Raw genomic sequence first — 12,847 nt, 5'->3', positions numbered from 1 at the left:
ATCATCGGGCACTGTGCGCTTGGCGCCTCGTGCCCGCCCGCGGCGAAGCGAGGACGGGCATGAGCGACACCATGTGGTGGGAGCGGGCCGCCGCGGAGGGCGAGGGGCGCACCGTCCCCGGGCCGGGACCGACCGGCACCCAACCGGAGCTCGTCGAGGCGACCCGCGAGCGGGTGCGGGCGCAGATCGGCGCGCGGCTGCCCGCGTACACCCCGGACTGGAGCAACCCCGACCGGGCCGACGCCGGCGTCGCGCTCGTGCGGCTCTTCGGGGCCCAGGCCGAGCCGGTGCTGCGGCGCCTCAACCGGCTGCCCGAGAAGCTGCTCGCCGCCCACCTCGGCATCGCCGGGGTGCGACCGCTGCCGGCCACCCCGGCGACTGCGCTGCTCCAGTTCACCGTCACGCCGCCGGACGGGGCGTCGGTGCTCGTACCGGCCGGCTTCCAGGCCAGCGCGGCGCCGGCGCCCGGCACCGCCTTCGTCCCGGGCCAGCAGGTCGTCTTCGAGACCGACCGCGACCTCTACGCCACACCCGCCACGCTCGGCGCGGTCGCCGTCGCCGAGTCCGACCGGCTCGCCCTCGTCCCCGGCGCCGCGAGCGGGCAGGGCCGGCCGTTCGCGGCGTTCGGCGCCCGCCCCCGGCCCGGCAACGCGCTCTGGATCGGCCTGGCCGGCGGCGCCGCACCGTACCCGCTGCTCTCGGTCGGCCTGGTGCTCGCCGCGCCCGGCGGCGCGGACCCCGCCCCGCTGCTGCGCTGGCAGATCCTCGACGGCGGCCGGTACCTTCCCGCAGAGGTCGCCCGCGACGGCACCGCCGGGCTGACCGCCTCCGGGATCGTCGAGCTGCGACTGCCGCGCACCTGGCGCCCGGCCCGGCCGCCCGGCCCGCGCCCGCTGCCCGAGCTGCGGTGGCTGCGGGTGACCGTCGCGCACGGCGTGTTCGCGGTGCCGCCTGTGCTGACCGCCGTGCGGCTCAACCTCGTGCCCGCCACGGCCGTGCGCACGATCCGCGACGAGGTGCCCCAGCCCGTCCAAGGTGGACCGGCCGACGGGCGCACCCGCATGCGCCTCACCCAGGTGCCGATCGTGCCCGGCAGCGTCGCGGTCACCGTCGACGGGGACGCCGAAGGCGACGTCTTCGGCACGACCGCCGCCACACCCACCCGCTGGCGCGAGGTGGAGAGCCTGGCCGGCCGCGGCCCCGACGCGCGGGTGTTCACAGTGGACCACGCTACGGGCGAGCTCACGTTCGGCGACGGCGTCGACGGCGCCCGGGTGCCACTCGGCTTCCGCAACCTCGTCGCCGAACGCTACCGGGTCGGCGGCGGCGCGGCCGGCGGCGTGCGGGCCGGGCAGGTGAAGTCGCTGGTCACCTCGCTGCCGTTCGTCACCGGGGTGACCAACCCGTTCCCCGCCGAGGGCGGCGCCGACGCCCAGCCGGCCGAAGACGTCCTGCGCCGCGGACCCGAGCAGCTCGCCGCCCGCGGCCGCGCGGTCACCTCGGCCGACTACGCGCTGCTCGCCCTCCGCGCGCCCGGCGCGCTCGTCGCCCGCGCGCACGGGGTACCGGGACTGGATCCCGCCCGCCCCGGCCGCCCCGAACCGGGCGTGGTCGGCGTGCTCATCGTGCCGGGCGGGCCGCCCGTCGAGGGCGACCAGCCGCCGGTGCCGGACCGGCGCACGCTCCGCGCGGTCGCCGACCACCTCGCCGCCGTCGCCGCGCCCGCCGGGGTGCGGATCGCCACCGGCGCGCCCCGCTACCACCGGGTGACCGTCGAGGCGTGGCTGGTGCTCGACCCCGCCCTGGAACGGGCCGACGTGCTCACCCGCGCCGCCGACGACCTCACCACCTACCTGCACCCGGTGCGCGGCGGCTACCCGTTCGGCGCACCGATCCGGTACGTGACGCTCGTGCGGCGCCTGCTGGCCGTCCCGGGCGTGCGGGCGGTACCGCGGCTGCGCCTCGTCGTCGACGGCGTCGCCGCCCCGCCCTGCGCGGACCAGCCGCTGAAGCCGAACGCGCTGCCGTGGCCGGCCCGCCCCCTGTTGGTTCCGGTGGACGCGTCCGTGGGAGGTGCGGCATGACCTGCGGACCGGCGAAGGCGACCTTCCGGCTGCTCGACGCCTACGTGGGCTGGGACGACGCCGGTGTCACCGGCCTCGAAGGCCTGGACGACCCGGCCGGGCTGCGACTCGAGACGATCGGCGGCCGGCCGAGCCGGCAGGAGCTGCTCCCGTGGTTTCCCGACCCGCGCCTCGCGCCCGGCTGCCGCGACGGCAGCTGGTTCCTGGCCACTTCGTCCACTGTGCTGCGCCGCGACGGCGTGGGCTGCCCGTGGCTGCCGGTGTGGCCGCCGCACTGCGCCCCATCCGGACGGCCCGCCGCGGTCGCGACCGCCGGCCGGTGGCTCGCCGTCGCGAACCGGCACGGTCCGGTCCGGGTGTTCTGGCGGGAGGGGGAGACGGTCGTCACCGAGGTCTCCGGCCCGGCGCGGGTGCTCGCGCTGACCCGGCGCGGCGACCTCTACGTCGCCCGGGACGGCACGACCGACATCCGGCGCTACCGGGCCGGCGGCACCGACTTCGACGTGATCCGCACCGGCGTCACCGGCCGGATCGACGGGCTGCGGGTCGGCCGGGACCGTCGACTGTGGATTCTCACCACCGGCGGCAACGGCCCGCGGATCTGGGTGGACGGCCGCGCCGCCACCCTCGCCGAGCTGGCCGACGCCTTCCCGCCCAGCACGCTGGCGTCCACCTGGGACGGTGGTTTCTGCCTCGGCGGCGAGTGCTTCGACTGGGACGGCGCGCCGCTCGACGGGCCGCCACCGTCGGCCACCGGGCTCCAGGTGCGGGGGCGCCTCGACACCGCCGCGATCGACAGTGGACTGTCCCGCTGCCGCTGGCACCGGGTGGCGCTGGACGCGGACGTACCGGCCGGGACGGCGATCCGGGTGGCCGTGGCGGCCGGCGAGGACAGGGGCGCGGTACCCGAGCCGGGGGACTGGCACGAGGCTCCGGCCGGCGCGCTCGACTTCCTCGTCGACCAGCCGCCCGGCCGGTACCTCTTCCTGCGCCTGTGGCTCACCGGCGACGGCACGGCCACGCCGGTGGTCCGCCGCGTCCGGCTGGACTTCCCGCGCGCGACGAGCGCCGAGCTGCTGCCCGCGGCGTTCCGCGCGGACCCGGCGGCCGACGACTTCACCGAGCGGTTCATGTCCCTGTTCGACGCCACGCTCGACGGCATCGACCGGGTCATCGAGCGCTACCCGGCGCTGCTCGACGTGCGCGGCGTGCCGGACGCCGCCCTGCCGTGGCTCGGCGGCCTGCTCGGGCTCGCGTTCGAGGGCGGGTGGAGCGCGGACACCCGGCGGGAGCTGCTGGCGGCCGCCCCCGAGCTGTACCGCCGGCGCGGCACGCCAGGGGCGCTGCGCGAGGTGGTGCGTATCGTCGCCGGCGTCGAGCCGGTCGTGACCGAGCTCGCGACCGAGCGGGCGTGGCTCCGCCTCGGCGCCGGCGCCGGCGCCGGCTCCTGTGGCTGTGCCGGTGCCGGCTCCGGCGGGCGTGACGGCGCGTGCTCCCGTGGGGGTGACGGTGCGTGCTTCGGCAGGGGTGACGGCGCGTGCTCTTGCGGGTGTGGTGGCCGCGGGCGGGAGCGGGGTGACGGGCGGCTCGGGAGCGTGCGGCTGTTCGGCCGTTCCGCGGCCCGCTTCCGGGTCGGCACCTCCGGCCTGTCCGGCGCCCCCGTGCGCGGCGGCGGCGACCCGCACACCGACCCGCTGGCCGCGCACGCGTACCGGTTCCGGGTGGCGCTGCCGCCGCACGCGCCCACCACTGTGGACGACGCGGCGCTGCGCCGGCTCGTCGACGCCCAGGCGCCCGCGCACACCGCCGGCACCGTCCACCGCGGCGGGCTGGGCTGGGTGGTCGGCGTGTGGTCGGCGGTCGGTGTGGACACCGCGTTCACGGCGTTGCCGGCGCCGGTGCTCGGGCCGGTGGACGGCGGTGCGGCGGGTCGCGGCCGGCCCGTGCGGTTGGGCCGCTCCAGTGTGGTGGCGACGAGCCGGCGCGGGCCGCACCGCGCCATGGCCGTCGGCGAACGGGCGACGCTCGGTGTGGATTCGGTGTCGTGGTGAGGAATGTCGCGGTGACAAAACGGGAGGAAGAAACGATGACGGAGACACGAACCGGGTTCGACGTGCCCGAGCTGCGGCGGTTGCGATACTTCCACGGCCGGCTCCTCGGGGCCCGTGACCTTCAGCGCGAGCAGGAGTACTTCCGGGACAAGCTCAAGCTGCGCATGCGCTACCTGCTCGGGTACGGCGTCGTATGTGGACTGTTCGTCGAGCCGGTCGCCGGGTCGAAGGAGGCCGACGCGTCCGCCGCGAAGACGACCGAACGCGTCGCCAAGGTGCGGATCACGCCGGGCCTGGGCGTCGACGCGTACGGCAACGAGATCGTGGTGCGGGACGCCTGCGAGCTCGACCTGTGGGACGCGCTCGCCGGCTCCGCGCACACCACCACGACCGACCCGAAGACCGTGTGGGTCGGCGTGGAGTACGAAGAGGACCCGGTCGACAAGACCCGCACCATCTTCACCTCCGACTGCGGCGACACCACCGACTGCGACTTCGGCTGGACCCGCGAGACGTACCGGATCCGGGTCACCGCCGACCGCCCGGAGGCCGACCGCCGCTGCGACACCTGCGGCGACCTCCACGGCGAGGGCAGCGGGATCCTGTGGCTGGCCCGGATCGACGACATCGACTGGCACAAGCCGCTGAAGGCCGCGCAGATCGACCAGAGCATCCGGCGCCCGTTCGGCCGGCGGGTGCCCACGGTCATCACCGGGATCAACTGGCGGCACGGCCACACCTACACCGTCAGCGAGGCCAAGGAGCTGCTCGGCACCGTCGACGACAAGGGCGGCCTCGTGATCCGCTTCTCCGACGACATCCGGGTCGACTCGCTGCGCCGCGGCGTCATCGACATCCAGGTGATCGAGGGCGGCGCGGGCAAGAACGCGGACTCCTGGTTCATGGGCGGCGAGTTCACCGGGCTGCCGAAGACCGAGTTCACCCGCGAGTTCCGCTTCCGGCAGACCACCCGGGAGACGCTCCAGGACGACGACCGCGTGCTCATCACCGTGCGCTCGGCGTTCCTGCTCGACCGCTGCTGCCGCCCGGTGGACGGCACGCACGTCGGTGGGAAGGTCCCCTACCTGCGGCCGCGGTCCGAAAAGGACGCCGACGCCGAGCCGGACGTGGACACCGCGACCGACGTCGGCTGCGCCCTGCCGCCGTCCGGCATCGGGCCGTGGACCTCCGGCGTGGGGCTCGGCGGGGATGTGTTCGAGAGCTGGTTCTTCGTGAGGGAAGGCTGACATGGCTGTCACGGCTCCGGCCCGGTCGGGCTGCGGGTGCGGGCGGTGCGGCGGTGCGGACACGCACCCGTCCACCGGCTTCACACGGCCGCGTTTCTACGCTGGCCAGCTGCTCACCGAGGACGACCTCCAGGCGCTGACCGGGTACGTCACCGGCAAGGACCGGCTGCGCAACAGGCTCCTGTTCGGACCCGGCGTGGTCTGCGGGCTGCACGTCGCCTGCGACCCCTGCGGCGGCGGTGTGGTCACCGTGCGCCCCGGGTACGCCATCGACCCGTGCGGCAACGACATCGTGGTCGGCTGCGCGGAGAAGGTTGACGTGGTCGCGCTCGTCCGCGACCTGCGGGTGCGCTCGCTCGGCGCGGACTGCGGCGACCCCTGCTCCGCCGACGGCGACCGCGTCTACGGGCTCTACGTGCGGTACACGGAGGAGGCGATCGAGCCGATCGCTCCATACGCGACGGACGAGAGCGCGCCGGGAGACGGCTGCGTGCCGTCCCGCGTCCGCGAGACGTACCGCTTCGTCGTGCGCTGCCTCGACGAGGATGGCGACCCGCGGTACACGCCCGGGAAGGCGATCGCCGCCCGTCTCGGCGACGCCGAGCCGCTGGCCGCGGAGCGGGCCCGCGCGGCCCGGCTCGCCGCCTACCGCCGGCCGCTGGGCGGGGCGGTGCGCGCCGCCGCCGCGCCGGTCCTCTTCGACGGCGACACCCGGGACCGCTGGGAGGCCGCCGCCCAGGACCTCGGCGGGCTCGGCTCACCGCCCACGCTCGAGCAGGCCCGGCTGGCCACCGAACACGTGCGGGTGCTCGCCGGCGCGGTGGCCGCCTTCGACACCTACGACCAGGCCAGCCAGGCCGAGCTGGTCCGCCAGTACGGGGTGGACGCCACGGCCGCCCGCGCCCTGCTCGCCTCCTCGGTGTCCACCTTGGACGGGCTGGACGCCGAAGCGGTGTGGCCCGACCCGGCGCGGCGCGCGATGGCCGCGGCCGTCCTGGCCGAGACCCAGGAGCGGGTCGTCGACCAGCGGGTCGAGGGCGCGCCGCTGGAGGCGCGGCTCGTGGCACAGGGCGCCCCGCTCAGCTACGCCATGCGGGCCGAGCTGATCGCCGACCTGGCCCGCACCCGGCACTGGCTGCTCGGCCGCCTCGACCGCGACCGGGAGCTGGCCGACTGCGGCATCCGCGAGGCGGTCGCCCGCGCCGACCTGCCGCCCGCGCTGCCCGACGAGCCGCCCCCGGGCCGGGAGGTGGCCGGCGCGACCGAGCTGAGCCTCGCGTCGGCGGCGGCCGGGCGGCTGTCCACCGCGCTGACCCGGTACGTGACCGACGTGGCCTGCGCCAGCGTGCTGCCGCCCTGCGCGCCGGCCAACGACGGCGACGTGCTGCTCGCCCGCCTCGAACTCAGCGACTGCGAGGTGCTCCGGGCGTGCGCCGCCGAGCGTCCACAGTGGCTGCCCGGCGGTCCGGGGTACGCGGCCTGGGCGCCGGTGCTGTACCAGGCGCGGGAGCTGGCGGAGGAGGTCTGCTGCGAGCCGCTGCCGGTCGCGGGCGACCCGCCGCCACCCGCGCAAGGGGGCGCGCCGGTCGCGCTGGAGTGGGTGCACGGCCTGCTCGACGGCCCGCCCGCCGACTCCAAACTGGACGAGCTGCTCGCCCTGCTGGCACCCGCGCCGGCGGTCCCGCCGGCGGCGGACGTCGACCTGCGGCGGGAGGTGGCCGAGCTGCGCTCGCTCGTCAAGTCACTGGCGTCGGCGGTGCGTTCCACATCGGTCCTCGACGCCGCGGAGGAGCCCGAGGCGACGCCGGAGCCCGAGCCCTCGCCCGAGCCCTCGCCTCCGGCGAAGGCCCAACAGCGGGCGAAGGCGGTGCCGGAGCCCGAACCTGAGCCGTCGCCTCCGGCGAAGGCGGTTCCGCGCAAGGCGACCCGGGGCCGGCGGACCGGCGGGCAGGAGGGCTGACCGCCATGACCGACCTCCAGCGGCCCGCCTTCTTCGAGGGCCAGATCCTCGCCGCCGCCGACCTCGCCGGCACCGTCGACCACGGCCGGGGCCGCGCCGCGCGGCACGACCGGTACCTGCACGAGTGGGGCATCGCCGAAGGGCTCGCGCTCACCGGCGAAGGGCAGACCGACCCGGACAGCGGCACCCGGTACGTGGAGGTGACGCTCCAGCCGGGCGTCGCCGTCGACGGCACCGGCCGCGAGGTGGTGGTGGCCGAGCCGGTCACCCTCCAGGAGACGCTCTTCCACGAGGTAAACGGCGCCGACCAGCCGACCGGGGACGCGTACCCGGTCTTCCTCGCCGGCCTCGACCGGGAGCCCGCCGCCGGCGCGCTGACCGCGGACCGTTGCGGCACCGGGGCCGGCGCCAGCCGGGTCGACGAGTCGTACCAGGTCCTCTTCGGACGGTTGGGCGACGAGCGGCTCGTCGCCGACCAGCGCCCGCCCGCCGTGGGCGACGGGCCGGGCGACGGCACCACCCCGTGGCTCATCCTGCTCGGCTACGTCACGTTTCGGGACGGGAGGTTTCGCGACGTGCTGCCGGACGCCGGGAGCGTGCTGCCCCGGTACGCCGGCGTGCGTGCCGACACCGTCGCCGCCCGCGCCGGCCACCTCGCCCTGCGCACCGCGCCGGCCGCGGCCGAGGGCGGACCGGTCGTCACGCTCGACCGGCAGGCCGGCCTGGCGTTCGGCCTCTACCGCGCCGACGGCTCCGTCGACGAGGTGCTCGCCGTCTCGCCGCGCGGCGACGTCACGATCCGCGGAAAGCTCTCCATCGGCACCACCGGCGGCGCGGTCGCGGCGGTCTCCGGCGTGGCCACCGACGGCGTCCTGCTGCCGCTGCCGGCCGGCGTGGCCGACGAGGACGTGCGGGAGGGGCGGGTCGTGCTGCACACCATGGTCAACCCACGACCGCCCACACTGGACGGTGTCTGGCTGAGCGCACCGGTCGAGTGCACAGTGGACGGCCAGCGCCGGGTACGCAGCCGGATGCGCAGCATGCGCCCGGACGGCGAGGTGCGCGACGACACCGTGCCGGTCGAGTTCCTGGTCCTGGCGGCGGCCGTACCGGACCCGGAGGCGAGCGGGGGGAGCGGCACATGAGCCTGACGGTGGCGTACGCGACGGACACCGGCCACGTGCTCGGCGCGATCGCGGCGTCCGGACCCGTGGCCTCGCGCGACCTCGTCGGTGACGGGCTGCCGCTGTGGGTGTCCCGCCAGGACGGCACGGTGGACGACCTCACCGTGCCCGCCGCGCGGCTGTCGGTGGCGGCGGTCGACGACGAGCCTGGCGCCCTGGTGGCGCCGCGCGACTACGAGGTCCCCGACGGGGCGGGCGCGTTGCGCACCCTCGCACCCTGGACCGGCGGCATCACCCTGGCCGCGGACGGCGTGACGGTCACCGTGTCCCGGCCGGTCACCGAGCCGGCGGCGGTGCTCGTCGCGCTCGCCGGCGTCCCGCCGCTCCTCGGCCGGATCGGGACGGGTGAGCGGGAGACGACCATCGGCGTGCGGGTCGGTGAGGGAAAGCACGGCGTGCTGGTCCTGGTGAAGGGCTGGGTGGGACGGCTGGAGCTGGTGGAGCGGACGTGAGCGAGGTGGCCGGCACCGGCGGCGGGCCCGACATCGTCGTGCGCCGCTGCGACGTCACGGTCGTACGCGACGGCGGGTGGAGCTGGGGTCCCGCCCCGCGCGACCTGGTGCGGCGGGTGGTGGAGGCGCTGCCCGCCCTCGTCACCGCCCACCTGGAACGCGACGAGGACTTCGCCGCCGCCGCGCGGACCACTGTGGACGGCGACGTCGAGATCACCGAACCGGTCCGGGTGGTGGTGTCGCTCTCGCTGGCCGACCTGATCGCCGGCCGCGTACCGTCGCCGACCGTCTCTCTGCCCGCGGGCCGGCCGTTCGCGCCCGAGGCCGCGCCACCCGCTGCCACGCCGTCGACTCCGCCGGCCGCGGCGACCACCCCGCCGGCGGTTTCCGCGGCGCCGGCGGTGGGAGCGGCCGTCGAGCCGCCGGCCGTACCCGGGCTCGAAGGGCTGACCCCGCTGCTGGCCGCGCTGGCCGACCGGGGCGAACTGGGCCACCTGCTCGACACGCTGCCGCCGGCCACCCGGACCGCCCTGGCCGCCACCACCGCGGACCCGACCGGCTCGGCGGCGCCACACCGCACGCCGCGGACGGGCGAGGTCGAGGTCGGCTCGGTGCTGCCGTTCCTTGTCGCGGCCGCACTCGACAAGATCGACCTGCTCGCGCCGATCGGTCCACTGGCCGGCGATCCGCGGACGTTCGCGGCCGGGCTGGCCTACAAGGTGCTGTCGCCGCCGCGGCACGGGTGGCGGCGCTCGACCGCCGACGTCGAGGCGGCGGCCGCTTTCGCCGGGCTGGACGGGTCGGTGCCGGACGACGCGCTGACCTCGCTCGGCCAGCGGGCGCGGGACACGCTGCCGGTACTCGACTCGTTGGTCGGGCTCGCGGTCTGCCGGGGGCACGACCCCGACCGCCCGCTCGCCGTCACCGCCGCCGGCGGCGGGTTGCTGCTGGTCGAGCCGGACGGGCTCTTTCCGGTCGCGTGGGAGGACGACGGGGCGGAGCTCGTGCCGTTCTGGGAGGCCTCCGGGCGCCCACTCCTGGTCGCCGCCGGCGATGCCGCCGTCGACGACCTGATGGCGGCCGGCGTGCCGCTGGTGACCGGCACGCCACCGGCCGGCGCCGGCTCGGTCCGGCACGCTGACCCGGGCCGGGCGTGGCGGCGGCTGCCGGGCGCCGGGCGGCGCTGGATCGCCGGTCCCACCGATGCCTGGGCCGGCGGGCGCCTGGCACTGCGGGCGGCCACCGCCGACCTCACCGGCCCGGCGGCCGCCGCCGGGGAGCTGATGGCCGCGATGGCCGCCCGCCCCGCCGCGCCCCGCGCGTCCCACCCCGGCCTGGAACGCACCCTCACGCTCCTCGCCACCGCCGGCCTCGGCACCATCGCCTGGCTGCTGTGGCGGCACCGCGAGCCGACCGACCCCCAGCTCGCCCTCACCCGCCTCGGCGACCTCGGCGGCCTGGTCCGCTTCGACGCCGACGAGGTACGGGTCCGCCTGCCGTACGGCCGCCGCCACGACGACCTCGCCGCGCACGGGCTGCTCGCGGACGTACCGGACGTGTCCTGGTTGGACGGTCGCACGCTGACGTTCGGGCGGGGGTGAGCGGATGACCGCCCGCACCGAACTCGCGCTCGCCCACCTGCGCCTGCGGTTGCGTGCCCCGCACCATGCCCTGCGCGCCGCGGCGGGGCGGCAGGCCGCGCTCGCCGCCCGCCTCACCCGGCCCGACCTGACCCCGTTCTGCGTGACCGACGAGCAGGCCGCGCTCCTGCTGGAACGGGTGGAAAGCTGGTCCGCGCCGACCGAACCGTCCACCGTGGACGACAGCGCCGAGCTGGCGGCCGAGCGCGACCTGCGCCGGGACGCGGCCGCCGCGGGGATCACGCTGCCGCTCGACGACCTCGCCGCCCGCTGCGGCCTCGACCGGGTCGAGCAGGACGCGTTGCTGCTCGTCGCCGGCCCCGAGCTGGACCCGGCCTACGAGCGGGTCTACGCGTACATCGTGGACAACCTCCAGCGCCGCCTACCCTCGGTCGAGCTGATCGCCGTCACGCTCGGCGGTGCCTCGGCCGAGGGGCGGCTCGCGGTGCGGTGGCTGCTCGGGCCGGCGGGGCGGCTGCGGCGGCACGGCCTGGTCGAGCCGCTGCCGGGTGCCGCCGTCGAGCTGGCCCGCGACCTCGCGCTCGGACCCGGCGTGTACGACATGCTGCTCGGCGTGGCCGACGCGGGCCTGGTCGGGCACGATCCGGGTGCCGTGGCCGCGCCGCCGGGGTACACGCCGCCGCCCCAGCTGGATCCGGACCGGCTGGCCCGGCTCGGGCGGGCGCTCGCCACCGGACAGGTCGACGTGGTGGGGTTGTGGGGCGCCGCACCGTCGGCACAACGCGACGCGGTGCTCGCGCTCGCCGCGCACACCGGCCGTCCACTGCGGACCGTCCCGGCGGGCGCCGACCTGGCCGAGGCGGTCCGGGTCGCGGCGGCCCTCGACGCCGTGCTGTGGCTCCCCAGCGGCGAGCCCGTAGATCCGGCGTCCACGGTGGACACACTGGTCCGAGCCCGGCTGCCGGTGATCCTGAGCGGCGAGTCGGCCTGGCGACCGGTGCCGCTGCTCGCCGCGCGCGCGTACGCGGAATGGGAGCTGCCCCAGCCCGACTACCGCCAGCGGCACGAAAGCTGGTCGGCCGCGCTGCCCGGCGTCGACCCGCCGCTGCTGGACGACCTCGCGGCCCGCTACCGGATGGGCGGCGACGAGCTGCGCGCGGTGGCCGCGGTCGCCGGGGCGGGCGCCCGGTTCGCCGGTAACGGCCGCCCGGCGCCGCTCGCCGACCACGTCCGCCCGGCGGTTGCCGCCGTGACCCGGGGCCGCACCAGCGGGTACGCCCGCACGGTCACCCCGCGCCGCACGCTCGACGACCTCGTGCTGCCACCGGAGCAGCTGCGTCACATCACCGAGATCGCCGCCGCGTTCCGGGACTGGCCGCGGGTGGCGGACGCGTGGGGCTTCGGCCGGCACCCCGGCGACGCGGGCGTGAAGGTGCTCTTCAGCGGCGAACCGGGCACCGGCAAGACGCTCTCCGCCGAGATCCTGGCCGGCACGCTCGGCGTCGACCTGCTCACCGTCGACCTCTCCCAGGTGGTCTCCAAGTGGGTGGGGGAGACGGAGAAGAACCTCGACGCGGCGTTCCGGCAGGCCGAGGAGAGCCGCGCGGTGCTCTTCTTCGACGAGGCCGACTCGCTGTTCGGCAAGCGCGGCGACGTGCGGCACGGCACCGACCGCTACGCCAACCTGGAGATCGGCTATCTGCTCCAGCGGCTGGAGTCGAGTGACGTGCTGGTGATCCTCGCCAGCAACCTGCGGGAGAACATCGACGCGGCCTTCACCCGCCGCTTCCACTTCGTCGTCAACTTCACCCGCCCCGGGCCGGCCGAGCGGCGGCGGCTGTGGCGGCTCGCGTTCCCGGCCGCCGCGCCGCTCGCGTCCGATGTGGACCTCGCCGCGCTGGCCCGGCTGGACATGACCGGCGCCGCCATCGCCGCGGCCGCCCGCAGCGCCGCGCTGATCGCCGCCGACGGTGGCGCCGGCACGATCACCATGCGTGCGGTGGTGGCCGGCGTGGCCCGGCAGTACCAGCGCGAGGCCCGCCTGCTCCGCCCGGCCGAGCTCGGCGCGCACGCCGGCCTGCTGGAGGCCGCCACCCGCCCGGCCTGAGCCGCGGATCAGCCCGCGCGGCGCGGTTGCGCGCTGGATAACCGTGGGCTAGCCCGGCGGCGCGGTTGCGTGGCTGGGGTGTGTGGGCTAGTCCGGCGGTGCGGTTGCGTGGCTGGGTGCGTGGCCTAGCCCCGCAGCGGGATTGCGTACTGGGTGACCGT

Annotated in this window: 8 protein-coding genes; all 8 read left to right on the top strand. The window is 76.9% G+C overall.

From position 1 onward, the window contains the following. The first annotated feature begins 59 nt into the window (after window positions 1-59). Genes AC5L36_RS16890 through AC5L36_RS16855 form a run of 8 tightly spaced genes read left to right on the top strand, consistent with a single transcriptional unit; the run spans window position 60 to window position 12,686 of the window. Complete coding sequence (locus AC5L36_RS16890; protein ID WP_441216727.1) at window positions 60-2,084, top strand: putative baseplate assembly protein; 2,025 nt, start codon at window positions 60-62, stop codon at window positions 2,082-2,084. Continuing rightward, on the top strand, window positions 2,081-4,135 hold the full coding sequence (locus AC5L36_RS16885; RefSeq protein WP_441216726.1) for a phage tail protein: 2,055 nt from the start codon (window positions 2,081-2,083) through the stop codon (window positions 4,133-4,135). The genes AC5L36_RS16890 and AC5L36_RS16885 overlap by 4 nt, the downstream gene beginning before the upstream one ends. Before the next feature lie 35 nt (window positions 4,136-4,170). Continuing rightward, complete coding sequence (locus AC5L36_RS16880; protein ID WP_441216725.1) at window positions 4,171-5,382, top strand: hypothetical protein; 1,212 nt, start codon at window positions 4,171-4,173, stop codon at window positions 5,380-5,382. 1 nt (window position 5,383) lies between these two features. Then, a complete protein-coding gene (locus tag AC5L36_RS16875) occupies window positions 5,384-7,342 on the top strand; it encodes a serine/threonine-protein kinase (protein ID WP_441216724.1) in 1,959 nt (652 codons plus the stop codon). A 5-nt stretch (window positions 7,343-7,347) separates the two neighbouring features. Then, window positions 7,348-8,487: a hypothetical protein gene (locus AC5L36_RS16870; protein WP_441216723.1), complete on the top strand. Its 1,140-nt coding sequence runs from the start codon at window positions 7,348-7,350 to the stop codon at window positions 8,485-8,487. Next, entirely contained in the window at window positions 8,484-8,978 is a 495-nt protein-coding gene (locus tag AC5L36_RS16865) for a hypothetical protein (RefSeq protein ID WP_441216722.1), read from the top strand. The genes AC5L36_RS16870 and AC5L36_RS16865 overlap by 4 nt, the downstream gene beginning before the upstream one ends. Beyond that, window positions 8,975-10,579, top strand: a complete 1,605-nt coding sequence (locus AC5L36_RS16860) for a hypothetical protein (RefSeq protein WP_441216721.1) — start codon at window positions 8,975-8,977, stop codon at window positions 10,577-10,579. The genes AC5L36_RS16865 and AC5L36_RS16860 overlap by 4 nt, the downstream gene beginning before the upstream one ends. 4 nt (window positions 10,580-10,583) lie before the next feature. Further along, window positions 10,584-12,686, top strand: a complete 2,103-nt coding sequence (locus AC5L36_RS16855) for an ATP-binding protein (protein WP_441216720.1) — start codon at window positions 10,584-10,586, stop codon at window positions 12,684-12,686. Window positions 12,687-12,847: the final 161 nt, after the last annotated feature.

The organism is Phytohabitans sp. LZ39, from assembly GCF_059359075.1.
This window is presented reverse-complemented; position numbering and strand designations above follow the sequence as displayed.